This is a genomic window from Pseudomonas eucalypticola (assembly GCF_013374995.1).
In the GTDB taxonomy this organism is placed as follows: Bacteria; Pseudomonadota; Gammaproteobacteria; order Pseudomonadales; family Pseudomonadaceae; genus Aquipseudomonas; species Aquipseudomonas eucalypticola.
Genome location: NZ_CP056030.1, coordinates 468,124 through 493,268, shown reverse-complemented (window position 1 = coordinate 493,268; position 25,145 = coordinate 468,124). Strand labels below are relative to the sequence as shown.

The 25,145-nt window shown below is 63.3% G+C and carries 20 protein-coding genes; 10 read left to right on the top strand and 10 right to left on the bottom strand.

Going from position 1 to position 25,145, the window contains the following annotated elements:
• Positions 1–159: 159 nt before the first annotated feature.
• The 8 genes from HWQ56_RS02355 to HWQ56_RS02320 all read right to left on the bottom strand — a co-directional run bounded on the left by HWQ56_RS02355 (position 160) and on the right by HWQ56_RS02320 (position 8,457).
• Positions 160–1,770 carry an SPOR domain-containing protein gene (locus HWQ56_RS02355; protein WP_176569688.1) on the bottom strand — a complete coding sequence of 537 codons (1,611 nt, stop codon included), beginning with the start codon at positions 1,768–1,770 and terminating at the stop codon, positions 160–162.
• A gap of 14 nt (positions 1,771–1,784) precedes the next feature.
• A complete protein-coding gene (gene aroB / locus HWQ56_RS02350) occupies positions 1,785–2,882 on the bottom strand; it encodes a 3-dehydroquinate synthase (protein ID WP_158154467.1) in 1,098 nt (365 codons plus the stop codon).
• A gap of 130 nt (positions 2,883–3,012) precedes the next feature.
• Entirely contained in the window at positions 3,013–3,531 is a 519-nt protein-coding gene (gene aroK / locus HWQ56_RS02345) for a shikimate kinase AroK (RefSeq protein ID WP_158154468.1), read from the bottom strand.
• Positions 3,532–3,535: 4 nt separating this feature from the next.
• Positions 3,536–5,608, bottom strand: coding sequence for a type IV pilus secretin PilQ (locus HWQ56_RS02340; RefSeq protein WP_158154469.1), 2,073 nt, complete (start codon positions 5,606–5,608; stop codon positions 3,536–3,538).
• Positions 5,609–5,643: 35 nt separating this feature from the next.
• Positions 5,644–6,168 carry a pilus assembly protein PilP gene (locus HWQ56_RS02335; protein ID WP_158154470.1) on the bottom strand — a complete coding sequence of 175 codons (525 nt, stop codon included), beginning with the start codon at positions 6,166–6,168 and terminating at the stop codon, positions 5,644–5,646.
• Positions 6,165–6,824: a type 4a pilus biogenesis protein PilO gene (gene pilO / locus HWQ56_RS02330; protein ID WP_158154471.1), complete on the bottom strand. Its 660-nt coding sequence runs from the start codon at positions 6,822–6,824 to the stop codon at positions 6,165–6,167. Before pilO ends, HWQ56_RS02335 begins: the two co-directional genes overlap by 4 nt.
• Positions 6,821–7,393 carry a PilN domain-containing protein gene (locus HWQ56_RS02325; RefSeq protein WP_158154472.1) on the bottom strand — a complete coding sequence of 191 codons (573 nt, stop codon included), beginning with the start codon at positions 7,391–7,393 and terminating at the stop codon, positions 6,821–6,823. The genes pilO and HWQ56_RS02325 overlap by 4 nt, the downstream gene beginning before the upstream one ends.
• A complete protein-coding gene (locus tag HWQ56_RS02320) occupies positions 7,393–8,457 on the bottom strand; it encodes a pilus assembly protein PilM (RefSeq protein WP_158154473.1) in 1,065 nt (354 codons plus the stop codon). The genes HWQ56_RS02325 and HWQ56_RS02320 overlap by 1 nt, the downstream gene beginning before the upstream one ends.
• Positions 8,458–8,642: 185 nt before the next feature.
• On the opposite strand from HWQ56_RS02320, the gene HWQ56_RS02315 reads away from it, so the two are divergent.
• Positions 8,643–11,063 carry a penicillin-binding protein 1A gene (locus tag HWQ56_RS02315; RefSeq protein WP_425331949.1) on the top strand — a complete coding sequence of 807 codons (2,421 nt, stop codon included), beginning with the start codon at positions 8,643–8,645 and terminating at the stop codon, positions 11,061–11,063.
• A 61-nt stretch (positions 11,064–11,124) separates the two neighbouring features.
• Here the strand turns inward: HWQ56_RS02315 and HWQ56_RS02310 are convergent, their stop codons facing one another.
• Together HWQ56_RS02310 and rpmE are read right to left on the bottom strand one after the other, a co-directional pair.
• Positions 11,125–12,393, bottom strand: a complete 1,269-nt coding sequence (locus HWQ56_RS02310; RefSeq protein WP_158154475.1) for a malic enzyme-like NAD(P)-binding protein — start codon at positions 12,391–12,393, stop codon at positions 11,125–11,127.
• A 240-nt stretch (positions 12,394–12,633) separates the two neighbouring features.
• Positions 12,634–12,852 (bottom strand): 50S ribosomal protein L31, encoded by a 219-nt coding sequence (gene rpmE, locus HWQ56_RS02305; RefSeq protein ID WP_158154476.1) that lies wholly within the window; start codon positions 12,850–12,852, stop codon positions 12,634–12,636.
• Between the two features lie 203 nt (positions 12,853–13,055).
• Here rpmE and HWQ56_RS02300 point away from each other — a divergent pair, with 203 nt between their 5' ends.
• The 9 genes from HWQ56_RS02300 to phaC (HWQ56_RS02260) all read left to right on the top strand — a co-directional run bounded on the left by HWQ56_RS02300 (position 13,056) and on the right by phaC (HWQ56_RS02260) (position 25,124).
• The gene (locus tag HWQ56_RS02300) at positions 13,056–15,275 is read left to right on the top strand and encodes a primosomal protein N' (RefSeq protein WP_158154477.1); all 2,220 of its coding nucleotides are present in this window, start codon (positions 13,056–13,058) and stop codon (positions 15,273–15,275) included.
• Between the two features lie 157 nt (positions 15,276–15,432).
• The gene (argS, locus tag HWQ56_RS02295) at positions 15,433–17,169 is read left to right on the top strand and encodes an arginine--tRNA ligase (protein ID WP_158154478.1); all 1,737 of its coding nucleotides are present in this window, start codon (positions 15,433–15,435) and stop codon (positions 17,167–17,169) included.
• 1 nt (position 17,170) lies between these two features.
• On the top strand, positions 17,171–17,860 hold the full coding sequence (locus tag HWQ56_RS02290) for an SPOR domain-containing protein (protein WP_158154479.1): 690 nt from the start codon (positions 17,171–17,173) through the stop codon (positions 17,858–17,860).
• A 185-nt stretch (positions 17,861–18,045) separates the two neighbouring features.
• Positions 18,046–18,576: an ATP-dependent protease subunit HslV gene (gene hslV / locus HWQ56_RS02285; protein WP_027979824.1), complete on the top strand. Its 531-nt coding sequence runs from the start codon at positions 18,046–18,048 to the stop codon at positions 18,574–18,576.
• 75 nt (positions 18,577–18,651) lie between these two features.
• The gene (gene hslU / locus HWQ56_RS02280) at positions 18,652–19,989 is read left to right on the top strand and encodes an ATP-dependent protease ATPase subunit HslU (protein ID WP_158156401.1); all 1,338 of its coding nucleotides are present in this window, start codon (positions 18,652–18,654) and stop codon (positions 19,987–19,989) included.
• A gap of 107 nt (positions 19,990–20,096) precedes the next feature.
• Positions 20,097–20,474 (top strand): gamma-butyrobetaine hydroxylase family protein, encoded by a 378-nt coding sequence (locus HWQ56_RS02275; protein ID WP_158156399.1) that lies wholly within the window; start codon positions 20,097–20,099, stop codon positions 20,472–20,474.
• 246 nt (positions 20,475–20,720) lie between these two features.
• The gene (gene phaC, locus HWQ56_RS02270; RefSeq protein WP_176569686.1) at positions 20,721–22,400 is read left to right on the top strand and encodes a class II poly(R)-hydroxyalkanoic acid synthase; all 1,680 of its coding nucleotides are present in this window, start codon (positions 20,721–20,723) and stop codon (positions 22,398–22,400) included.
• A 67-nt stretch (positions 22,401–22,467) separates the two neighbouring features.
• On the top strand, positions 22,468–23,325 hold the full coding sequence (gene phaZ, locus HWQ56_RS02265; RefSeq protein WP_158156396.1) for a poly(3-hydroxyalkanoate) depolymerase: 858 nt from the start codon (positions 22,468–22,470) through the stop codon (positions 23,323–23,325).
• A 116-nt stretch (positions 23,326–23,441) separates the two neighbouring features.
• Positions 23,442–25,124, top strand: a complete 1,683-nt coding sequence (gene phaC / locus HWQ56_RS02260; RefSeq protein ID WP_176569685.1) for a class II poly(R)-hydroxyalkanoic acid synthase — start codon at positions 23,442–23,444, stop codon at positions 25,122–25,124.
• Positions 25,125–25,145 lie beyond the last annotated feature (21 nt).

Here is a 25,145-nt window from a genome sequence, read left to right as displayed (position 1 = left end):
GACTGCAATGGGGATAACCACGGGCAGTCTGGGACGCAAAAGCCTGCCGCGTGGTGCGCAGCAAGCTTCGTGGTCGTATCAGGAGACGCTCAGCGGGGTGGCGGGGATGGTGCCACCGGGCCAGGCCGTGTCCGCAGTAGGGTCACGGCCTGGAGGCATTCAGCGCGTCGATGCCAGGTCTTGTTGGACGCTGGCGACACTTCTGGGCCAAGGTTTACCAGCCTGGACCTTCGCTGGCAAGTTCTTGATGGCGGCAACCGCTGCATCGCGGCTCGGGAAGCTGCCGTAAGTGATCACGTACAGCGGTTTGCCTTGCAGGGTTTTCTTGAAATAACGGTACTCGCCACCCTGCTCCTTCACGTAGTTCTGGGCAGTGGCTTCGTTGCTGGTGCCCAGGATCTGCACCACGTAGTTGCCAGCGGCCTGGCCCTTGTACCAGCCAGCACCCGCGCCACCGGCGGCGGGCTTTGCCGCGGCCACAGGCTCGGGTTTCTTCTCCACCGGCTTGTGCTCGGGCTTGGCGGTAGCGACCTGTACCGGGGCCTTGTGCGCCGGGGCAGGCGCAGGGGCCGGTGCTGGGCGCGCGGCCGCAACGGGTGCCGGGGCCGGTACAGGGGTAGCGGCGGGGCCGGCCGGAACACCCGGCGGCGGTGCCGACGTGGTCACGGTAGGGGGCGGTGTAGAGCCATTGGCGATGGGCGTGCCTTCGTCGCCGTCACCCGAACCCGCGGCCTCGGCCAGCGGGCCGCGCATCACGGGTTGCGACTGGCCGACCAGCGGCAGCGGCATGGGCTTGGAATTGCCAGCGAACTCGATGGCGGCGTTGCCGTCCTGGTTGGCCTGGGCGTTGCTCGGCGTGCCTTGGCCAAGCGGCAGTTGCGCCTGCTCGGTGGCCGGCGCGGTGGGGGCATTGGCGGCCTTGTGGCCAGGCAGCAAGGCCGCTGCTGCCACGGCAACCACGACAACCCCGGTCAGTGCCAGTACGTGTTTTTTCGGCATTTTGAACCCCATAGATGGACGCTTCACCGCAGAGCGGCTAGCGATCATGGCCTCGATCATGGCATCACGGGCGACCTGGTTGATCGCACCTGGCCAGCCTTCCGAGTTTTCGTGAATGTCGGAAATCTGATCATTGGTAAAGAGTTGGATTCCCTGCCCGGCCCCTTCCAGTCGCTGGGCCAGGTACTCGCGGGTTTCCTCGACACTGTACGGTTGCAGCTCGATAACGTGGAACAGCTCCTGCTCGGCGCTCAGGCGTTCCAGCCCGTCGAGTACCGAAACCTCGCCGAACAGGAACACGTGCGGGCGACCTTCCGGGGTACCGGCTGCCAACGTCAGCAGGGCTTCGAGTGCGGATTCGTCAAGTTGTTCCGCGTCGTCCACCAGCAGGTACACCTCCTGGCCGGTCAGCGCCAGTTGCACCACCTGGGCCAGGATGTGCTGGGTATCGGCCTTGGCGACATTCAGCGCCTGGGCAACCTGGGTGAGCACCGCGGCCGCGTCGCCGGCACCGCGGGCCGAAACCACCACGCTTTGCACCGACTGCTTGTTGGTGCTGGCCACCAGCGCCTGGCGCAGCAGGGTCTTGCCGCTGCCCTCCGGGCCAGTCACTACCAGCAGCAACTGGCTATAGCGTGCCAGGTGGTGCAATTGCCCCAGCACCGGCTTGCGCTGGGCCGGGAAGAACTTGAAGCCCGGCACCCGGGCCGCGAAGGGGTCATGGTCCAGTTGGTAGTGGCCCAGAAAGGCCTCATCGGCGTGCAGTGTCATGGAACTCTCTTACCTCAAAGCGAAGCCGCGATGGCGCGGTAATCCGCCGCCAGCGTGGCTTGAAGAACTTCAGTCGGATAATCGTCGGTCACCACGGCTTCACCGAGGTGGCGCAACAACACCAGGCGCATGCGACCGTCGATCACTTTCTTGTCGACGGCCATATGCTGGAGAAACTGTTCGGCGGTCATGTCCGCCGGCGGTACCACCGGCAGGCCGGCGCGCTGCATCAGGCGAATGCCGCGGTCGCGGGCCTGCTGGCTGATCCAGCCCAGGCGCATGGACATTTCCAGGGCCATCACCGTGCCTGCCGCCACGGCCTCGCCGTGCAGCCATACACCGTAGCCCATCTGGGTCTCGATGGCGTGGCCGAAGGTGTGGCCCAGGTTGAGGGTGGCGCGCACGCCGGTCTCGCGTTCATCGGCATTCACCACTTCGGCCTTGGCCTCGCAGGAACGCTTGATGGCGTAGGTCAGGGCTGCCTGGTCAACGGCGCGCAGGGCGTCCACATTGTCTTCCAGCCACCCCAGGAAAGGCTCATCGCAGATCAGGCCGTACTTGATGACCTCGGCCAGGCCCGCCGACAGTTCGCGTTCTGGCAGGCTCTTGAGGCTGGCAGTATCGATGACCACGGCATTGGGCTGGTAGAAGGCGCCTACCATGTTCTTGCCCAGGGGGTGGTTGATGCCGGTCTTGCCACCCACCGACGAGTCGACTTGCGACAACAGGGTGGTAGGCACCTGAATGAAGTCGACACCGCGCTGGTAGCAGGCCGCGGCGAAACCGGCCATGTCGCCGACCACGCCGCCGCCCAGGGCGATGATGGTGGTGCGGCGGTCGTGACGGGCCGTGAGCAGCGCGTCGAAGATCAACTGCAGGGTTTCCCAGTTCTTGTAGGCCTCGCCGTCAGGCAGGGCCACCGACATCACCGAGTAAGCGCCCAGGGCGCGGCTCAGTTGTTCAAGGTACAGGGGGCCGACGGTCTCATTGGTGACGATGGCCACCTGGCGCCCGGCAATGTGCGGCGCCAGCAGTTCAGGCTGGCCCAGCAGGCCTTCGCCAATGTAGATCGGGTAGCTACGCTCGCCCAGTTCGACCTTAAGTGTCTGCATGTTTCCCCACAGTGATGCCGGGCGCGACGCCCTGTCTCAGGTTTTATTGTCTGTCGACATGCCCCCGGCTGGCAAGCCGGGAGGATGCCGAGAATAGCGCATTTGGGCCAGCGCTCCATGACGATTCGTTTCAGCGTGGCGGCAACTGCGCCAGGCGCTCCAGAATGTCCAGTACCACCATGCGTGGCGGCCGCTCGTCGGTCTCCACCACCAGGTCGGCGATCTCGCGATAGAGCGGGTCGCGAATCGCGAACAACGCGCGCAAGGTGCCCGCCGGGTCTGCGGTCTGCAACAAAGGCCGGTTCCGATCCCGGGCGGTACGGCCTACCTGCTGCGCCACCGATGCATGCAGGTACACCACGCGGCCGCCAGCGCGCATGGTCAGGCGGTTTTCACCGCGCATCACCGCGCCACCGCCGGTGGCCAGCACCAATCCATCGTAGCCGGAAAGCTCGGCCAGCATGGCCTGCTCTCGGTCACGAAAACCGGCTTCGCCTTCCTGGTCGAAGATCCATGGAATGTTCGCCCCGGTCCGCAGCTCAATTTCCTTGTCGGAATCCTTGAACGGCAACCGCAGCTCTTTGGCCAGCAATCGACCAATGGTGCTCTTACCAGCACCCATTGGCCCTACAAGTATCAAATTTCGCACGGAATCAACGACTCACAGCAATCGCCTGGTTATTCATGATACGCGGAGTGAGGAACACCAACAGCTCGGTTTTTTCCTCGGACACGGTATCCGATCGAAACAGGCGGCCAAGATACGGCACATCACCAAGAAATGGCACCTTCGCGGTGGTTTTTGTTTGGGTATTGGAGAAAACACCCCCGATTACCACTGTTTCGCCATCATTGACGAGGACCTTCGCCTTCACCTCGTTCTTCTTGATGGGCGGTACGCCGTTGAGCTCGTTGGCATAGTCAGGTTCATCCTTGTTGACCTTCACATCCATGATGATGCGGTTGTCAGGGGTGATCTGCGGTGTCACTTCCAGCGACAGCGAAGCCTCCTTGAACGACACCGAGGTAGCGCCGCTGGAAGAGGATTCCTGGTACGGCACTTCGGTACCCTTGATGATCCGCGCGGTTTCCTTGTCGGAGGTCACGACCTTGGGCTGCGACACCACTTCGCCGTTGCCGCTGGCCTCCATCGCGCTGAGCTGCAGGTCCAGTGTCAGGTTGTTGGACACGTAGCCCAGGCCGATACCCGAGGTGGCGCTGGTGGCGCCCAGGTCGACGAAGGTGTTGGTGCTGGTGGTCTGGGTGCCGGCGACGGTCCAGCGGTTGTTGCCAGTCCCATTGGTGGCGCCGCTCCAGCTCACGCCCAGGCTCTTGTCGTAGTTGACATTGGCCTCGACGATGCGCGCCTCGATCATGACCTGGCGAACCGGAATATCCAATTGCGCAACGATGCGCCGCAGTTCGTCGAGGCGGTCCTGGGTCTGGTAAGCGATGATGTTGTTGGTGCGCTCATCCACGGTAATCGAGCCGCGCTCATCGGTCGTGGCCTTGGCATTGGTGACCGACTGGAACAGTTTGGCGATGTCGGCCGCCTTGGCATAGTTGACCTGCAACAGTTCACGGCGCAGGGGCGCCAGTTCCTCGATCTGCTTCTGCGACTCCAGCTCCTGACGCTCACGCGCGGCGATCTCGGCGGCCGGGGCCACCAGCAGCACGTTGCCCACCTTGCGCTTGTCCAGGTTCTTGGTCTTGAGCACCAGATCCAGGGCCTGGTCCCACGGCACATTCTGCAGGCGCAGGGTGATGCCGCCCTGAACGGTGTCGCTGGCCACCAGGTTGAGGTTGGTGAAGTCCGCGATCAACTGCAGCACCGAGCGCACGTCGATATCCTGGAAGTTGAGCGACAGCTTCTGGCCGGTGTACACAAAACGGTCGGCATTCTTGCGGGCGATGTCCTCGGCGGTCACCTCACGCACGCTGACGGTCAGCTTGTTGTCGGTCTGGAACACCGAATAATCGAAGGTGCCACCCGGCTCGATGGTAACGGTGGCGGTGTCAGCCGAAACGGTCGAGTTGACGAACTGCACCGGCGTGGCGAAATCCTTGACGTCCAGGCGCACCCGCAAAGGGTCTGGCAGCTGGGTCTTGGGGAACGTCAGGACGATCTTGTTGCCCTGCTCCTGGATATCGGGACTGAGGGTGGCATCGCTGAGGTCGATGACCACATTGCCTTCGCCCTGGGCACCGCGCTGGAAATCGACATTGCGAATGGCCCGGCCAGCCGGTTGGGCATAGGCCGGCCGCGAAGGCGCCGCGCTGGCGACGGCCGCGCGTGGCGCCACGCTGGCGCCCGCAGGGGCCGCTGCATTGCCCTCCAGGCTATTGGCGCCCTGGCCGATCATCACGTACAGGTTGTTGCCTTCAACCCGAGTGCCATAGGGCGCCAGGTTGGTCAGGTTGATGATCAGCCGGGTACGGTCGCTGGCCTGCACCACGGTGACGCTACGGGCATTGCCCACGCCCAGGTCACGGGTTTTGGTGGACAGCCCGTTGTTCACGCCGGGAAGGTCCAGGGCGATACGGGCGGGCTGGTCGGTGGTGTAGCCGCGTGGGGCCGGCACCGGGGTATCGAAAGTCAGCTTGAGCTCGACCCGGTCCCCCGGCAACGCCGCCACATCCAGCGTTTTCAGGGTGGCCGCCATCACGGCGGGCGAAAGCAGCGCCATCCATAGCGTGAGACCAAGGGCTGAAAGCATCCTATTCATTATCGAGTTCCACTATGCGTGCTTGACCAGGCCCATTACGAGCGTTCTTTCAAAGTGATGGTGCGTGGCCGTTCCAGCCAGCCGCCTTCGCCATCGGGGACAATCTCGACGATATCGACCTGCGAATCGGTGATCGCCACGATTCGGCCCTCGTTACGCCCCAGATAATCCCCCACCTTCATTCGGTAAACCCCGCTCGCCCCTTTCATCAGGGCGAACTTGCCGGTTTCATTGGCCAGCGTGCCGACCATTTCAAATTGTTCGATGTTGAACCCTTCCAGGAACTGCTTGACCCGGGTCGGGTCGGGCTTGACCTGCTTGCCGCCATTCTGCCGGTGCGCAAGGTCGATCTTGACTGCCGGCTGGAACGGGCTGCGCAAGGCCGCGGCCTGGTAGGAGAAGGGCTCGTAGGGAGCAAACTGCGGGATAGGCTCGATGGCCCCCTTGGGGCGCGCCTTGACCTCATCCATGTAGGCCTTGAGGTCATCGAAGTCGCCATTGCCACAGCCGCCCAGCAGGGCAAGGAACGCAATCAGCACAAGGCTGCACACTGCCCTCATTTGGCCGCTCCCTTGTCCTGGGCCTGGCCTTGGGCCTTGGCTTTGTCGCTGTCGTTGTAGCGGTAGGTCTTGGCCACGATATTCATGCGCAGCAGCGTGGTGTTGCCGTCGACCACCGGTTTGACCTCGAAATCATGCAGGGTAACGATGCGCGGCAGGCTGGAGACGCCACTGACGAAGGTGCCCAGGTCGTGGTAGTTGCCGGTCACGGTGATCTGGATCGGCAGCTCTATGTAGAACTGCTGGGTTACCTCGGGCAACAGCTTGATTTCCTCGAACTCAAGACCACTGCCCAGGCCCGTGCGGGTAATGTCTTCCAGCAAGCCAGGCACCTCGGTGTCGCTGGGCAGCTGGCGCAGCATGGCGCCGAAGGAAATCTCCATTTCCTTCATCTGCTGGGTATAGGCCTCCAGGTTCGCCGCCTGGAAGGCCTTGCTGGCGAACTGATCCTTGAGGGTCTGCTCCTGGTTGCGCGCCTGGTCGAGCTGGTCACCCATGTCGCTGATATGGAAGTTGTAGCCCAAGGCCAGTATGAGGATCAGCAGCAACGCCCCTGCCAGGGTCTTGATCGCCGGCGGCCAGGCGCCCAGGTTGTTGATGTCCAGCTCGCTGAGGTTGATCTTTTTCAGGCCTTCGAGCCATTCGGAGAAATTCATTTGGCCTTCTCCCCGGTACCCGGCACGGTCTGGCGCACCGACAACTGGAAGTTGTTGCTCTGCTGGGGCTGCTGGTCGGCGCCCTGCTTGGCCTTGACTTCGGTCAGGCTGGGCGCGCTCAGCCACGGCGATGCTTCCATGTTGCGCATCAAGTCCGATACACGATTGTTGGATTCCGCCGAGCCGGACACGGCAATGGTCTTGTCCGTCATCTTCACATCGGTGAAATACACGCCATCGGGCAGGGTGCGAGCCAACTGGTCGAACAGGTGGCCAATGATCGGCCGGTTGGCCTGCAGGTCCTGGATGATCTTCATCCGTTCCACCAGCTGCTTGCGCCGAGCCTTGAGCTCGGCGATCTGTTTGATGCGCTCGTCCAGCACCGCTATTTCCTTCTGGATATAGGCGTTGCGGGCGTTCTGCCGGTCGATGGCATGGCTGTAGTACTGGTCGGCGAGCAGGATGATGCCAATGCCGCCCACCATGACGCCGGCCAAGGCCAGCAGGAAGCGCTTCTTGCGCTGTTCACGCAGTTCTTCGCGCCACGGCAACAGGTTGATGCGCGCCATCAGTCAAAGCTCCTCAAGGCCAGGCCGCAGGCGATCATCAGCGCTGGCGCATCGCTGGCCAGGGCGCCGGCGTTGACCTTGCTGCTCAGGGCCATGTCGGCGAAGGGGTTGGCCACCATCGCCGGGGTGCCCAGGCGCTGCTGGATCAACTGGTCCAGACCTGAGATGGAGGCCGTGCCCCCCGCCAACAGGATGTAGTCGACGTCATTGAACTGCCCGGCGGCGAAGAAGAACTGCAGGGAACGCGACACCTGCTGCACCACCGCATCCTTGAACGGTTGCAGCACTTCCATCACGTAGTCGTCGGGCAGCCCACCCTGCTTCTTGGCCAGGCCAGCCTCTTCCATCGACAGGCCGTAACGGCGCTGGATTTCCTCGGTCAGCTGGCGGCCGCCGAACAACTGCTCGCGGGTGTAGATGATACGGCCGTTGTGCAGCACGCTCAGGGTGGTCATGGTGGCGCCGATGTCCACCACGGCCACGGTCAGCGGCCCATCGCCATCCACCAGGGCCGGCTCCAGCAAACCGAAGGCCCGTTCCAGGGCATAGGCCTCGACGTCGACCACGCGCGCGGTGAGGCCCGCCAGGGCCAGGGCGGCTTCGCGCACTTCGACGTTTTCCTTGCGGCAAGCCGCCAGCAGCACGTCCACCCGCTCCGGGTTGCGCGCCGAATAGCCCTGCACTTCGAAGTCGATGGCGACCTCTTCCAGGGGGTAGGGAATGTACTGATCGGCCTCGACCTTGAGCTGGCTTTCCATTTCGTCTTCGGAAAGCGCGGCGTCCATTTCAATGGTCTTGGTGATCACGGCCGAGCCGGCCACCGCCACGGCGGCGGTCTTGGCGCTGCTGCGCGCCTTGACCAGCACGCGTGCCAGGGCCTGGCCCACGCCTTCGAGTTCCGCAATGTTCTTTTCCACCACCGCGTTGGCCGGGAGGGGCTCAACCGCGTAGGCCTCGACCTTGTATCGGTTGCCGGAGCGGCTGAGCTCCAGAAGCTTTACCGATGTAGAGCTGATGTCGATCCCCAGAAGCGAATTCGCTTTCTTGCCGAAGAGTCCAAGCACGCCCGATTCCCTATCATTATCCGTGACTTACGGACCACTTATAGTACGAAGCATTTAATAGCAGTCTTGACAGAAGCGCAAATAACGCTCTGTGTCGAAAAATGCTTATAATGCCCAGCACTTTTGCCCTTGCCGCCGTGCCTTGCGCGTAACCCATTCTTTTATCTGGAAATCCAAAAGCCTTGATACGCCTGCTGAAGTTTTTCTGGTGGTCCTTCGTCGCCGTTTTCTGTGGCCTGCTCCTTGGTCTGAGCGGTGCTTACCTGTACCTGAGCCCCAGCCTGCCGTCGGTTGACGCGCTCAAGAGCGTGCAGTTGCAGATCCCCCTGCGGGTCTACAGCAGCGACGACAAACTCATCGCCGAATTCGGTGAAATGCGCCGTTCGCCGATCAAGTTCGCCGAAATTCCGCCGCACTTCATCCAGGCACTGCTCTCCGCCGAAGACGACAATTTCGCCAACCACTACGGCGTGGACCCCAGCAGTCTGATGCGCGCCGCCGGCCAGCTGTTCTCAAGCGGCCATATTCAGACGGGCGGTAGCACCATCACCATGCAGGTGGCCAAGAACTACTTCCTGAGCAGTGAGCGTAGCTTCTCGCGAAAGGCTACGGAAATTCTTCTGGCCCTGCAGATCGAACGCCAGCTGACCAAGGACGAGATCCTGGAGCTGTACGTGAACAAGATCTACCTGGGCAACCGCGCCTACGGTATCGATGCTGCCTCGCAGGTGTATTACGGCAAATCCATCCGTGACATCAGCCTGGCGCAGATGGCCATGATCGCCGGCCTGCCCAAGGCTCCGTCACGCTTCAACCCGCTGGCCAACCCGGTGCGTGCCAAAGAGCGCCGCGACTGGATCCTGGGCCGTATGTACAAGCTGGGCAAGATCACCGAAGACGAGTACCAGACCGCCCTCGCCGAGCCGATCAACGCCAGCTACCACGTGCCCACCCCCGAGGTGAATGCACCGTGGATCGCCGAAATGGCCCGCGCGGAAATGGTCGGGCGCTACGGCAGCGACGCCTACACCGAAGGCTTCCGGGTCACCACCACGGTGCCGAGCAACCTCCAGGAAGACGCCAACAAGGCCGTGTCCGCTGGCCTCATCGAATACGACCAGCGCCATGGCTACCGTGGCCCCGAATCGCGCCTGCCCGGCAGAACCCGTGATGGCTGGCTGCAGGAACTGAGCAAGCAACGCCCCCTGAATGGCCTGGAGCCGGTGATCGTCACCCAGGTGGACAAGGCTGGCCTGAGCGTACTCAACCGCAACGGCGAACAGCAGCATGTGGCCTGGGACAGCATGAAGTGGGCCCGCCCCTTCCTGAACACCAACAGCCAGGGCCGCGCCCCGTCGCAACCTTCGGACGTGGCCCAGGTCGGCGACCTGATCCGCGTGCAGCCCCAAGCCGACGGCACACTGAAATTCAGCCAGGTGCCCACCGTGCAGAGCGCGCTGGTGTCGCTTGACCCGCAAAACGGCGCCATCCGCGCGCTGGTGGGTGGCTTCTCGTTCGAGCAGAGCAACTACAACCGCGCGGTACAGGCCAAGCGCCAGCCGGGTTCCAGCTTCAAGCCGTTCATCTACTGCGCGGCCCTGGACAATGGCTACACCCCTGCCAGCCTGGTCAACGACGCACCTATCGTGTTCGCCGACGGCAACCTGGACAACGTGTGGCGGCCGAAGAACGACACCAACACCTTCCTGGGCCCTATCCGCCTGCGTGAAGCCCTGTACAAGTCGCGCAACCTGGTTTCGATCCGCGTGCTGCAAGCGTTGGGCGTGAACCCGACCATCGACTACATCACCCGTTTCGGCTTCAACAAGCAGGACCTGCCGCCCAACCTGTCCCTGGCCCTGGGCACCGCGACCCTGACCCCGATGGAAATCGCCACCGGCTGGAGTACTTTCGCCAACGGCGGCTACAAGGTATCGCCATACCTGATCCAGAAGATCGAGAGCCGCAACGGCGACACACTGTTCGTCGCCAACCCGCCGAGCGTGCCTGCCGAACCAGGCGCCACTGCGGGCGTCGCCGCCCCCGAGCATTCGCTGATCACCGACAGCACCAGCCCGGCCCTCCCCCAAGCGCCGGCGGTAGCCACCCGCGTGGTCGACGGCCGCACCACGTTCATCCTCAACAGCATGCTGCAGGACGTGATCAAGAAAGGCACCGGCCGCCGCGCCCTGGCCCTGGGCCGCAGCGACCTGGCCGGCAAGACCGGCACCACCAACGACTCCAAGGACGCCTGGTTTTCCGGCTACAACGCCGACTACATGACCACTGTGTGGACTGGCTTCGACCAGCCCGAAACCCTGGGCCGTCGCGAGTTCGGTGGCACCGTGGCGCTGCCGATCTGGATGGACTACATGGGCGCCGCCCTGAAGGACAAGCCAGCCCACACCCAGGCCGAGCCTGAAGGCATCGTCAGCCTGCGGGTGGACCCGGTCAGCGGCCGCGCAGCCACCCCGAGCACGCCCAACGCGTACTTCGAGCTGTTCAAGAGCGAAGACACGCCGCCTTCCGTCAACGAACTGGGCAACGGCAGCGCCCCAGGCAGCCCGCTGCCAGCGGACGAGTCGGCGCCGATCGACCTTTTCTGAAGGCAGCAGCCACAAAAAAGCCCGACTCAACGAGTCGGGCTTTTTCGTTACGGGCTGCTATTTAGCCTTTGAACACATCATCCACGCTTTGCAGCGGGTAGTTCGACGGGTACGGCAGGGTAGCCACGCCAGTCTCGATGGCAGCCTTGGCCACGGCATCGGAGATGACGGTGATCAGGCGGGCGTCCATTGGCTTCGGAATGATGTACTCACGGCCGAATTCCAGCGAGATACCACCGTAGGCATCGCACACTTCCTGAGGCACCGGCAGCTTGGCCAGTTCGCGCAGGGCGTTGGCGGCGGCGATTTTCATTTCCTCGTTGATGCGCTTGGCGCGTACGTCCAGGGCACCACGGAAGATGAATGGGAAGCCCAGTACGTTGTTGACCTGGTTCGGGTAGTCCGAACGGCCAGTGGCCATGATCACGTCGTTACGGGTAGCGTGGGCCAGTTCCGGGGAGATTTCCGGGTCTGGGTTGGAGCACGCGAACACGATCGGGTTGGCAGCCATGCGCTTGAGTTGCTCGGCGCTCAGCAGGTTCGGGCCCGACAGGCCAACGAACACGTCGGCGCCTTCGATGGCGTCGTCCAGGGTACGCTTGTCGGTGGCGTGGGCGAACACGGCCTTGTACTGGTTCAGGTCGTCACGGCCAGCGTGGACCACGCCGGTACGGTCGACCATGAAGATGTTTTCGATCTTGGCGCCCATGCTTACCAGCAGTTTCATGCAGGAGATAGCGGCGGCACCAGCGCCCAGGCAGACGATCTTCGCCTCTTCCAGGGTCTTGCCGGCGATTTCCAGGGCGTTGATCATGCCCGCGGCGGTCACGATGGCGGTGCCGTGCTGGTCATCGTGGAAGACCGGAATGTCGCACTGCTCGATCAGCGCGCGCTCGATCTCGAAGCACTCAGGTGCCTTGATGTCTTCCAGGTTGATGCCGCCGAAGGTGATGGAGATGCGCTTGACGGTGTCGATGAAAGCCTGCGGGCTCTCGGAGTCGACTTCGATGTCGAATACGTCGATGCCGGCGAAACGCTTGAACAGAACGCCCTTGCCTTCCATGACTGGCTTGGAAGCCAGTGGGCCCAGGTTACCCAGGCCGAGGATGGCAGTACCATCGGAAATGACTGCAACCAGGTTGCCCTTGCCGGTGTACTTGTAGGCCAGTTCCGGGTCACGACCGATTTCACGAACCGGTTCGGCGACGCCAGGGCTGTAGGCCAGCGAAAGGTCACGGGCAGTGGCGGTAGGTTTGGTGAGCTCGACACTCAGTTTCCCAGGACGTGGCTGGGCGTGGTACTCGAGAGCGGCAGTTTTCAAATCAGACATTTTGGCGTTCCGCTTGTGCTATGGACTTTTCGAAGCGCCGAGGATACTCGCCCTGCAAACCCCCGACAAGACTGGCCGGTCACCAGTGTCAAGCGCCCTGACGTACGACTTTGCGCTTAGACGCAGAGCCTGCGCGGCCTGCAAGTGTTCACAATAACTAAAAATATTGTGAACAATTTTATTTTCGGGCAAAAAAAGACGTCCCTAAGGACGCCTTTCTTTACCAGCTCGATCGTTAGATCAAACCTTGCGAGCGCCGAAGCCGCCGAAACGCTTCTGGAAGCGGTCAACACGGCCGCCGGTGTCCAGAGTTTTCTGCTTGCCGGTGTAGAACGGGTGGCACTCGGAGCAAACGTCCAGGCTCAGTGGCTTGCACAGAGTGGAACGGGTCTTGATGACGTTGCCGCAGCTGCAGGTGGCGTCAACGGCTTCGTACGCTGGATGAATTTCTGGTTTCATGGTCACTTCCTCAGGCTGCGTGCCGCCATCCAACACCATTGTTGAATACCGCACGTAATTAGGCCGCGTATCTTACCAGACCTTGTCAAACGTGCAAGTTATCGCTCGCACCGGCTGTCGTCTGGTAGGCTTCGCGACTATAACACCCGCCCGGCCCTACAGAGCAGTCCCCCTTCACCCCTTTCAACCAGAGAGCCTTCTGCGTGCCCGACGTCATCCTGCGCCTCGCCCTGCCCTCGCCGCTGCGACGCCTGTTCGACTACCGGGCGCCCGCCGGCATGCCGGCCAGCGCGTTCACCCCAGGCATGCGCCTGCGAGTACCGTTCGGCCGCCGGGAAATGATCGGCATCCTGGTGGAGGTCGCCGACCAGAGCGAAGTGCCCGCCGACAAGCTCAAGCCCGCCAGCGCCTTGCTCGACCCGGTCAGCCCGTTGCCGGCGCCGCTGTTCAAGCTGTGCCTGTGGACGGCGCAATACTATCAGCACAGCCTGGGCGACACGCTGAGCTGGGCTCTGCCAGTCCTGTTGCGCCAGGGGGAACTGGCCGAGGCCCGACAGGAACGCTTCTGGCTGGCCGCGCCGGGCGCCCGTCAGGATGACCCGCGTATCAAGAATGCGCCGCGTCAACGTGAAGCGCTGGCCGCACTGGCCCAGCACCCCCACGGCGTGGCCCACCCCTTGCTGAGCAAGCTGGGCCTGAACAAGACCAGCCTCGACCTGCTGCTGGAAAAAGAGCTGGTCCAGGTAGAAGTGCGCAAGCACGCGCCGGTACCACGCCACGAACACTGGCTGGCCCAGCCCGAGTTGCCGCTCAACAGCGAGCAGCGCGCCGCCTTCGAGGCCGTGCGCGCTGGCTTCGACAGTTTCCACGCCTTCCTGCTCGCCGGGGTTACCGGCAGTGGCAAGACCGAGGTCTACCTGCAACTGATCCGCGAAACCCTGGAGGCCGGCAAGCAGGCGTTGGTGCTGATCCCGGAGATCAATCTGGGCCCGCAGACCCTCGCCCGTTTCGAACAGCGCTTCAACGCGCGCATTGCCCTGCTGCATTCCGCCGTCAATGACCGTGAGCGCCTGGATGCCTGGCTGGCAGCCCGAGACGGCGAGGCAGATATCATCATCGGTACCCGCTCGGCATTATTCACGCCGATGAAACACCCCGGGCTGATCATCATCGACGAAGAGCACGACGGCTCCTATAAACAGCAGGAAGGCTTGCGCTATCACGCCCGAGACCTGGCGCTGGTGCGCGCGCGGCAGGAGAACATCCCCATTCTGCTGGGTTCGGCGACGCCGTCACTGGAAAGCCTGCACAACGCCTACACCGGCCGCTACGGCCTGCTGAAAATGGAACACCGCGCCGGGGGTGCCAAACCGCCGAAATTCCTGCGCCTGGACGTCAAGAGCCGGCCCCTGGACAGCGGCATCAGCGGGCCCATGCAGCAAGCCATCGGCCAGACCCTGGCCAACGGCCAACAGGTGCTGGTGTTTCTCAACCGGCGCGGTTTCGCCCCTACCCTGCTGTGTCACGATTGCGGCTGGCTGTCCGAATGCCCACGCTGCGACGCACGCACCACCGTGCACCAGCGCTCCGGCGAGTTGCGCTGCCACCACTGCGGGCACGTGGAGCGCGTGCCACGCCAGTGCCCCAAGTGCAACACCGTGGACCTGCGCCCCGTGGGGGCCGGTACCGAACGGGCAGAAGAGCGCCTGAGTATCCTGTTTCCCGATTACCCCGTGCTGCGGGTGGACCGGGACAGCACCTCGCGCAAAGACGCCATGAACCAGTTATTCGCCACCATTCAAAAAGGGCAACCGTGCATTCTGGTGGGCACCCAGATGCTCGCCAAAGGCCATCATTTTCCGCGGGTCACCCTGGTGTCGATCCTGGACGCGGACGGCGGCCTGTTTTCCGGTGACTTCCGCGCCAGCGAGCGCATGGCCCAGTTGATCGTGCAGGTAGCCGGCCGCGCAGGCCGGGCAGAAGAGCCGGGCAAGGTGATTATCCAGACCCACCTGGCCGACCACCCGCTACTGGTGCAACTGACCGAACAAGGCTACTTCGCCTTCGCTGAACAGGCCCTGAGCGAGCGCCGCGCCGCCGGCCTGCCGCCGTTCGCCCACCTGGCCCTGCTGCGCGCCGAAGCCCACAAGCCAGGCCAGGCCGAAGGCTTCCTCGACGAAGCCTGCGGCGTGGCCGAACAACTGCTGGAACAATTGCAGCTTTCGGGCATCGAACTGCTCGGGCCGGTGCCAGCGCCCATGGAACGCCGTGCCGGCCGCTACCGCGCACAGTTGCTGTTGCAAGCCAGCGCCAGGGCGCCACTGCACAAGCTGATCGCCAGCTGGCTGCTTAACCTGGAGCAGATGCCCAGCGGGCGCCAGGTGCGCTGGTCACTGGATGTGGACCCCGTGGATCTTTATTGAGCCAGAAGCAAAAGCACGAAGCGGTGTTAACGTGCAGCTTGAAAACACGCAGCTTGCGGCGTGCCCCTTGGCAATGCCCCACCAGCACCGGATAATATCCAGTTTTTCCACCCGCGCTTCCAGGCGCCGCCCGCCCCCGCGGACGAACGAGAAGACCATGAAAGACACCATTCGCCAGCTGATTCAACAAGCCCTCACCCAACTCGTCACGGAAGGTGTGTTGCCTGAAGGGTTGACGCCAGCGATCCAGGTGGAAAACGCCCGCGACAAGAAAAACGGCGACTTCGCCAGCAACATCGCCATGATGCTGGCCAAGCCCGCCGGCATGAAGCCGCGTGACCTGGCCGAGAAACTGATCGCCGCCCTGCCTGCCGACGCGCAGGTCAGCAAGGTCGAGATCGCCGGCCCCGGCTTCCTCAACTTCTTCCAGAACACCCAGGCCCTGGCCGGCCGCCTCGACGCGGCCCTGGCCGACGCCAAGGTTGGCGTACGCAAGGCCGGCGCCGCCCAGCGCGTGGTGGTCGACCTGTCCGCCCCCAACCTGGCCAAGGAGATGCACGTTGGCCACCTGCGCTCCACCATCATCGGTGATGGCGTGGCGCGGGTGCTGGAATTCCTCGGCGACGAGGTGATCCGCCAGAACCACGTGGGAGACTGGGGCACCCAGTTCGGCATGCTGATGGCCTACCTGCAGGAAAACCCCATTACCAGCGACGAGCTGTCGGACCTGGAAAACTTCTACCGCGCGGCCAAGCAGCGCTTCGACGAGTCGCCGGAGTTCGCCGACCGTGCCCGCGGCCTGGTGGTCAAGCTGCAGGCCGGCGATGCCGAGTGCCTGGCACTGTGGACGCGCTTCAAGGACATCTCGCTGTCCCACTGCCAGAAGATCTACGAGCTGCTGAACGTCAAGCTGACCATGGCCGACGTGATGGGCGAAAGCGCCTACAACGACGACCTGATCAACGTGGTCAACGACCTCAAGGCCGCTGGCCTGCTGGTGGAAAGCAACGGCGCCCAGTGTGTGTTCCTCGACGAGTTCAAGAACGCCGAAGGCGAGCCGCTGCCGGTGATCATCGTCAAGGCTGACGGCGGCTACCTGTACGCCACCACCGACCTTGCCGCCGTGCGCTACCGCAGCAACACGTTGCAGGCCGACCGCGCCCTGTATTTCGTCGACCAGCGCCAGGCCCTGCACTTCCAACAGGTGTTCGCCGTGGCTCGGAAGGCCGGCTTCGTGGGCCACCCGATGGACATGGAACACATGGGCTTCGGCACCATGAACGGCGCCGATGGCCGCCCGTTCAAGACCCGCGACGGCGGCACCGTGAAGCTGATCGACCTGCTGACCGAAGCCCAGGAACGCGCCTACGTGCTGGTGAAGGAAAAGAATCCTGAACTGGCCGAGGACGAACTGCGCAACATCGCCAAGGTGGTAGGCATCGACTCGGTGAAATACGCCGACCTGTCCAAGCACCGCACCAGCGACTACAGCTTCAATTTCGACCTGATGCTGAACTTCGAAGGCAACACCGCCCCCTACCTGCTGTACGCCTACACCCGCGTGGCCGGTGTGTTCCGCAAACTGGGCAAGGGTTTTGCCGACGTCGACGGCCAGATCGTTCTGGAAGCCGCGCAGGAACACGAACTGGCCGCCAAGCTGGCGCAGTTCGGCGAAGTACTGAACAACGTTGCCGAGAAGGGTACCCCCCACGTACTGTGCACCTACCTGTACGATGTGGCCGGGCTGTTCTCCAGCTTCTACGAAAACTGCCCGATCCTGAGCGCCGAGACGCCTGAGCAGCAGCAAAGCCGCTTGCGCCTGGCCGCCCTGACCGGTCGCACCCTCAAGCAAGGCCTGGAGTTGCTGGGCCTGGAAACCCTGGAGCGCATGTAAGTTGGTTGCCAAGAAAAAACCTGCTCCCAAGCGTGGCGCCAGCCGAAACTCCGCTCCAGCAAAGCAGCCGATCCCAGGATGGGTATGGATGGCAGTCGGCCTCACGGTCGGCGCGTTCATCGTGTTTCTGATGAAGCTGGAGCCCGGCCACGACGACGTCAAGCGGGTCAAGCCCGAGCAGGCCAAGGCCGACAAGATCGCCGAGGCCAACAAGACGCCACCGAGCCCGCAGGCGCCGGTCAAGCCCAAGTACGACTTCTACACCCTGCTGCCCGAGTCGGAAGTGATCGTGCCGCCTGAAGCCGTGCCGGAAAAAACCCCGCCGGTGCCTGCGCAACCACCGGTCACCCCGGCGGAAGCCGCGAAGATCGATACCGCCCGGGCCCAGGCCGCCCTGTCGGGGCAGACGCCACCCCCGGCGCCGGCCGTCATCAAGCCCGCGGCGACCACGCAGTTCTTCCTGCAGGCTGGCTCGTTCCGCAAGCAGGCTGACGCCGACCGTGTGCGCGCGCAGATCATCCTGCTCGGGCAGGCCGTGGCGGTGGAGTCCGGCACCGTCAAGGACGAAACCTGGTACCGCGTGCTGGTGGGGCCGTTCAGCAACCGCGAACAGCTGACCGTGGCCCAGAAGCAACTGTCGGGCAGTGGCTTTAGCAACTTGCTGTTACAACAACGCCAGACCCGTCAGTAACACGGCGCCGCCCCCTTCCCGAGCTGCGCCCGGCCCTGCAGACCTCTCCTGCAAGACCGGACGCAGCTCGGGAAGCACCCACCCGGCCCCAACACCGCCCATCCGGGAAGGTTGAAATACTTATCCCCACCCCCATATGAGTTTCCATCAGGGCATTTTCGCCCCGCTGCGTGGAGACTCTCCCCTTGACCACCATCGTTTCAGTTCGCCGCCACGGCAAAGTCGTCATGGGCGGCGACGGCCAGGTTTCCCTCGGTAATACCGTGATGAAAGGCAACGCCAAGAAAGTGCGCCGCCTGTACCACGGCCAGGTCATCGCCGGCTTCGCCGGTGCCACCGCCGACGCCTTCACGCTGTTCGAGCGCTTTGAAGGCCAACTGGAGAAACATCAGGGCCACCTGGTGCGTGCCGCCGTGGAACTTGCCAAGGAATGGCGCACCGACCGCTCCCTGAGCCGCCTGGAGGCCATGCTGGCCGTTGCCAACAAGGACGCCTCCTTGATCATCACCGGCAACGGTGACGTGGTCGAACCCGAGGACGGCCTGATCGCCATGGGTTCCGGCGGCGCGTACGCGCAAGCCGCGGCCCGCGCCCTGCTGATGAAAACCGAGCTGTCTGCCCGCGAAATCGCCGAGACCGCCCTGGGCATCGCCGGCGACATCTGCGTGTTCACCAACCACAACCTGACCATCGAGGAGCAGGACCTCGCGGAGTGACAAGCTGTTTTGGCGCCCGGCCCGACGCCGGGCTTTTCCACGCTTGGAATCACCGCTAGAGGACCGCCACATACCATGTCCATGACCCCCCGCGAGATCGTCCACGAACTCAACCGCCATATCATCGGCCAGGACGATGCCAAGCGCGCCGTCGCCATTGCCCTGCGCAACCGCTGGCGCCGCATGCAGTTGCCTGCCGAGCTGCGTGTCGAAGTCACCCCCAAGAACATCCTGATGATCGGCCCTACCGGCGTCGGCAAGACCGAAATCGCCCGCCGCCTGGCCAAGCTGGCCAACGCGCCGTTCATCAAGGTCGAAGCCACCAAGTTCACCGAAGTGGGCTATGTGGGCCGTGACGTCGAGTCGATCATCCGCGACCTGGCCGACGCTGCCCTCAAGCTGCTGCGTGAGCAGGAAATCACCCGCGTGCAGCACCGCGCCGAAGACGCCGCTGAAGAACGCATCCTCGACGCCCTGCTGCCACCTGCGCGCACGGGCTTCAACGAAGACCAGGGCCACAGCACCGACTCCAACACCCGCCAACTGTTCCGCAAGCGCTTGCGCGAAGGTCAGCTGGACGACAAGGAAATCGAGATCGAAGTGGCGGAAGCCGTGGGCGTCGACATTTCCGCGCCGCCGGGCATGGAAGAAATGACCAGCCAGTTGCAGAACCTGTTCGCCAACATGGGCAAAGGCAAGAAGAAAAGCCGCAAGCTCAAGGTCAAGGAAGCACTCAAGCTGGTGCGCGAGGAAGAAGCCGGGCGCCTGGTCAACGAGGAAGAACTCAAGGCCAAGGCCCTGGAAGCCGTTGAGCAACACGGCATCGTGTTCATCGACGAAATCGACAAAGTAGCCAAGCGCGGCAACGTCGGCGGCGCCGATGTGTCCCGTGAAGGTGTGCAGCGCGACCTGCTGCCGCTGATCGAAGGCTGCACGGTGAACACCAAGCTGGGCATGGTCAAGACCGACCATATCCTGTTCATCGCTTCCGGCGCGTTCCACCTGAGCAAGCCGAGCGACCTGGTGCCTGAGCTGCAAGGCCGCCTGCCGATTCGCGTGGAGCTCAAGGCCCTGAGCCCGGAAGACTTCGAACGCATCCTGCAGGAGCCGCACGCTTCGCTGACCGAGCAGTACCGCGAACTGCTGAAAACCGAAGGCCTGAACATCGAGTTCGCGCCCGAAGGCATCAAGCGCCTGGCCGAGATCGCCTGGCAGGTCAACGAGAAAACCGAGAACATCGGTGCCCGCCGCCTGCACACCTTGCTCGAGCGCCTGCTTGAGGAAGTGTCGTTCAGCGCCGGCGACCTGGCCGCGGCCCACAGCGAAGCGCCGATCCTGATCGACGCCGACTACGTCAACAGCCACCTGGGTGAATTGGCGCAGAACGAAGACCTGTCCCGGTATATCCTGTAAGGCATCAGCCCCGCCTTCGCGCCACCCCCTGTGGTACCGAGCTTCGCCGGTACCACAGGGGGTTGTGGCGTTTTGAAGATTGGGGGGCAACCAACAGGCCTATCCCCATGACCAGACTCCCCACCGCCATCAACCTGCACAAAGCCTCGAAAACCCTGACGCTCACCTACGGGCCGGCCGAGGTGTACCACCTGCCCGCCGAATTCCTGCGCGTGCACTCCCCCTCCGCCGAGGTTCAAGGCCACGGCAAGCCGATACTGCAATTCGGCAAATTGGGCGTGGGCCTGTCCAAAATAGAGCCCGCCGGCCAATATGCACTGAAATTGACCTTCGATGACGGCCACGACAGCGGCCTGTTCACCTGGGACTATCTCTACCAGCTGTCAGTCCGCCAGGAACAGCTGTGGGCCGATTATCTCGACGAACTGCAAAAAGCCGGAAAAACCCGTGACCCCGCGTTGTCGGTAGTGAAACTGATGCTCTAGCCCGCGGCTCGGATTTTCTAGAGAGCATTTTCTAATTCTATTTGCTTGAATGCCCTGGCAGCGTTCGGATTCTGGCCGCTTGCGATTTCATGCAAAACCGGGTAACCAATGGAACTGGCAGGCTACCTGCATCGCTTGGATTCAACTGTTCGCTATCACTGGTCACCCGGGCAGTAGTACTGGCTCGCGGCTGCGCTGTCGGCACAGTCCCACCAGTACTCGTCTCAGGACAACGGAGCGTCGTAGATGAGTAACAAGAACCACGATGAACTGAAGTACCAGGCCTCGGAAAACACCCTGGGGCTGAACCCTGTCATCGGCTTGCGCGGCAAGGATCTGCTCAGCTCAGCGCGCATGATTCTGCGTCAGGCACTCAGGCAGCCGCTGCACAGTGCCAAGCACGTGGCCCACTTCGGCCTGGAACTCAAGAATGTGCTGTTCGGCAAATCCAGCCTGACCCCGGAAAGCGATGACCGCCGCTTCAGTGACCCAGCCTGGAGCCAGAACCCCCTGTACCGCCGCTACCTGCAAACCTACCTGGCGTGGCGCAAGGAGCTGCACGACTGGGCGGGCGACAGCAACCTGTCCGACCAGGACATCGCCCGCGCCCACTTCGTCATCAACCTGATGACCGAGGCCATGGCCCCTACCAACAGCATGGCCAACCCGGCGGCGGTCAAGCGCTTCTTCGAAACCGGCGGCAAGAGCCTGCTCGACGGCCTGGCGCACCTGGCCAAGGACCTGGTCAATAACGGCGGCATGCCCAGCCAGGTCAACATGGATGCCTTCGAGGTGGGCAAGAACCTGGGCATCACCGAGGGCTCGGTGATCTACCGCAACGACGTGCTGGAGCTTATCCAGTACCGCCCCACCACCGAACAGACCCACGAACGGCCGCTGCTGGTAGTGCCGCCGCAAATCAACAAGTTCTACGTGTTCGACCTCAGCCCCGAGAAGAGCCTGGCGCGCTTCTGCCTGCGCAGTAACGTGCAGACCTTCATCGTCAGCTGGCGCAACCCCACCAAGGCGCAACGCGAATGGGGCCTGTCGACCTATATCGATGCCCTGAAGGAAGCCGTGGACGTGGTCACCGCTGTCACCGGCAGCCCGGATGTGAACATGCTCGGCGCCTGCTCCGGCGGCATTACCTGCACCGCCCTGCTGGGCCACTACGCAGCGATGGGGGAGCGCAAGGTCAACGCCCTGACCCTGCTGGTGAGCGTGCTGGATACCACCCTGGACACCCAAGTGGCCTTGTTCGTCGACGAACAGACCCTGGAAGCCGCCAAGCGCCACTCCTACCAGTCCGGCGTGCTGGAGGGCAAGGACATGGCGAAGATCTTCGCCTGGATGCGCCCCAATGACCTGATCTGGAACTACTGGGTCAACAATTACCTGATGGGCAACGAACCTCCCGTGTTCGACATCCTGTTCTGGAACAACGACACCACGCGCCTGCCGGCCGCCTTCCACGGCGACCTGATCGAAATGTTCAAGAACAACCCACTGACCCGGGCCGGCGCCCTCGAAGTATGCGGTACTGCCATCGACCTCAAGCAGGTCGACAGCGATATCTTCTGCCTGGCGGGCACCAACGACCACATCACGCCATGGACTTCGTGCTACAAGTCAGCACAGCTGTTCGGTGGCAAAGTGGAGTTCGTGTTGTCCAGCAGTGGTCATATCCAGAGCATTCTCAACCCGCCGGGCAACCCCAAGGCGCGGTTCATGACCAATAGCCAACTGACCTCCACCCCTGCCCAATGGCAGGAAGATTCAACCAAGCACACCGATTCCTGGTGGTTGTACTGGGCCGCCTGGCTGGCCGAGCGCTCAGGGGAACTGAAAAAAGCGCCACTCAAGCTGGGCAACAAGGCATACCCAGCCGGAGAGGCTTCACCCGGGACTTACGTGCACGAGCGCTGAGGCGCCAAGGCCCGTCCGAGCACCGCCGCAGTAACCGATGCGGCGGCACAACCTATAGGGCTGATGCATGCAGCAACCGTACATCTTCCGGACCGTCGACCTGGATGGCCAAGCCATCCGCACGGCCGTCAGGCCCGGCAAGCCGCACCTGACGCCACTGCTGATCTTCAACGGTATCGGGGCCAACCTGGAACTGGTGTTCCCGTTCGTCGAGGCATTGGACCCGGACCTGGAAGTGATCGCATTCGACGTGCCCGGCGTCGGTGGCTCTTCGACGCCCAGCTACCCCTACCGCTTTCCTGGCCTGGCCAGGCTGACCGCGCGCATGCTCGACTACCTCGACTATGGCCAGGTCAATGCCATCGGTGTGTCCTGGGGGGGCGCCCTGGCGCAACAGTTCGCCTACGACTATCCGGAACGCTGCAAGAAACTGGTGCTGGCCGCCACGGCCGCCGGCGCGGTGATGGTACCGGGCAAACCCAAGGTGCTATGGATGATGGCCAGCCCCAGGCGCTACATCCAGCCCTCCCACGTGGTGCGCATCGCCCCGGAGATCTACGGCGGCGCCTTTCGCCGCGACCCGGACCTGGCCATGAACCACGCCAGCAAGGTGCGTTCGTCGGGCAAGCTGGGTTACTACTGGCAGCTGTTCGCGGGGCTGGGCTGGACCAGCATCCACTGGCTGCACAAGATCCACCAGCCGACCCTGGTGCTGGCTGGCGACGACGACCCGCTGATTCCGCTGATCAACATGCGCCTGCTGGCTTGGCGCATTCCCAATGCACAGTTGCACATCATCGACGACGGCCACCTGTTTCTCATTACCCGTGCCGAGGCCGTCGCCCCCATCATCATGAAGTTTCTCCAGGAAGAGCGCCAACGCGCGGTGATGCATCCGCAGCCGGCGCCGTTTGGCGGCCCCTGACAGGCCGCCGGTTGTCGCGTGCCGGGCCGGAGTGCCTGCCGCGACGTGCGTGAGCCTCGGTTCGCCGGGCTTGTACCGATGTGTTGGTTGAAGGCTCGACGAAGGAGTGTTGCCGCATGAAAGACAAACCAGCAAAGGGGCAGGCGCTGACTGCCGCCAGCTTCATGAACGCCCAGAGCGCGATCACCGGCCTGCGGGGTCGCGACCTGGTTTCCACCTTGCGCAGCCTGGGCCGCCACAGTCTGCTGCACCCGCTGCACACCGCCAGGCATGCTCTGTCCCTGGGCAGCCAGTTGGGCCGCGTACTGATGGGGGACACACTGCACCAGCCCAACCCTCGGGACAGCCGTTTCAGTGACCCCACCTGGAGCCTGAACCCTTTCTACCGCCGGGGGCTGCAGGCCTATCTGAGCTGGCAGAAGGAGGTCAGGACATGGATAGACGACAGCGGCCTGCCCGACGATGACCGTGCTCGCGCCCACTTCGTCTTCACCCTGCTCAACGACGCCCTGTCGCCCACCAACTCGCTGCTCAACCCCCTGGCGCTCAAGGAACTGTTCAACTCTGGCGGCACCAGCCTGTTCAAGGGGCTTGGGCACCTGCTGGACGACCTGCGGCACAACGATGGCCTGCCGCGCCAGGTGACCCGCGAAGCCTTCGAGGTGGGCAAGACGGTTGCCACCACGCCAGGCGCCGTGGTGTTTCGCAATGAACTGCTGGAGCTGATCCAGTACAAGCCCATGAGCGAAAAGCAGTACGCCAAGCCATTGCTGATCGTGCCGCCGCAGATCAACAAGTACTACATCTTCGATCTGAGCCCGGGCAACAGCTTTGTCCAATACGCCCTGAAGAACGGCCTCCAGGTGTTCACCATCAGTTGGCGCAACCCGGACCCGCGCCATCGCGAATGGGGCCTGTCCACCTACGTGCAAGCCCTGGAAGAAGCCCTCAACGTCTGCCGGGCCATCACCGGCGCACGGGAAGTGAACCTGATGGGCGCGTGCGCCGGGGGGTTGACCATGGCCGCCCTGCAAGGCGTGCTGCAAGCCAAACGGCAGTTGCGCCGCGTGGCCAGCGCCACTTACCTGGTGAGCCTGCTCGACAGCGAAATCGACAGCCCCGCCACCCTGTTCGCCGATGAACAAGCGCTGGAGGCCGCCAAGCGTCGTTCCTACCAGCATGGCGTGCTGGACGGTCGCGACATGGCGCGGGTGTTCGCCTGGATGCGCCCCAATGACCTGATCTGGAACTACTTCGTCAACAACTACCTGCTCGGCAAGGCGCCGCCGGCGTTCGACGTTTTGTACTGGAACAACGACAACACTCGTCTGCCCGCCGCGCTGCATGGCGACCTGCTGGATTTCTTCAAGCACAACCCGCTGACCCACGCGGGAGGCCTGGAGGTATGCGGCACCCCCATCGACCTGTCCAAGGTCACGGTGGACAGTTTCAGCGTGGCCGGCATCAATGACCACATCACGCCGTGGGACGCGGTGTACCGTTCCACCCTGCTGCTGGGCGGGGAGCGGCGTTTCATCCTGTCCAACGCAGGCCACGTGCAGAGCATTCTCAACCCGCCCGGCAATCCGAAGGCCTCCTACGTCGAGAACTCGCGACTGAGCAGCGACCCGCGGGCCTGGTACTACGATGCCAAGCATGTGGAGGGCAGCTGGTGGCCGCAATGGCTGGACTGTATACAGGCCCGCTCGGGCACCCAGCGCGAAACCCTGACAGCCCTTGGCAACGCCAACTACCCCACCCTGGACCCGGCGCCCGGCACTTACGTGCTGGTGCGCTGACCTCAGGGCCCAAGGACTGAC

Bases quoted from the DNA above. Each gene is read 5' to 3' on its own strand.
- aroB (WP_158154467.1), bottom strand. From the start codon at position 2,882: ATGCAGACACTTAAGGTCGAACTGGGCGAGCGTAGCTACCCGATCTAC.
- hslU (WP_158156401.1), top strand. From the start codon at position 18,652: ATGTCCATGACCCCCCGCGAGATCGTCCACGAACTCAACCGCCATATC.
- HWQ56_RS02275 (WP_158156399.1), top strand. From the start codon at position 20,097: ATGACCAGACTCCCCACCGCCATCAACCTGCACAAAGCCTCGAAAACC.
- argS (WP_158154478.1), top strand. From the start codon at position 15,433: ATGAAAGACACCATTCGCCAGCTGATTCAACAAGCCCTCACCCAACTC.
- phaZ (WP_158156396.1), top strand. From the start codon at position 22,468: ATGCAGCAACCGTACATCTTCCGGACCGTCGACCTGGATGGCCAAGCC.
- HWQ56_RS02340 (WP_158154469.1), bottom strand. From the start codon at position 5,608: ATGAATAGGATGCTTTCAGCCCTTGGTCTCACGCTATGGATGGCGCTG.
- phaC (WP_176569685.1), top strand. From the start codon at position 23,442: ATGAAAGACAAACCAGCAAAGGGGCAGGCGCTGACTGCCGCCAGCTTC.
- HWQ56_RS02335 (WP_158154470.1), bottom strand. From the start codon at position 6,168: ATGAGGGCAGTGTGCAGCCTTGTGCTGATTGCGTTCCTTGCCCTGCTG.
- pilO (WP_158154471.1), bottom strand. From the start codon at position 6,824: ATGAATTTCTCCGAATGGCTCGAAGGCCTGAAAAAGATCAACCTCAGC.
- phaC (WP_176569686.1), top strand. From the start codon at position 20,721: ATGAGTAACAAGAACCACGATGAACTGAAGTACCAGGCCTCGGAAAAC.
- rpmE (WP_158154476.1), bottom strand. From the start codon at position 12,852: ATGAAACCAGAAATTCATCCAGCGTACGAAGCCGTTGACGCCACCTGC.
- HWQ56_RS02325 (WP_158154472.1), bottom strand. From the start codon at position 7,393: ATGGCGCGCATCAACCTGTTGCCGTGGCGCGAAGAACTGCGTGAACAG.
- HWQ56_RS02355 (WP_176569688.1), bottom strand. From the start codon at position 1,770: ATGACACTGCACGCCGATGAGGCCTTTCTGGGCCACTACCAACTGGAC.
- HWQ56_RS02310 (WP_158154475.1), bottom strand. From the start codon at position 12,393: ATGTCTGATTTGAAAACTGCCGCTCTCGAGTACCACGCCCAGCCACGT.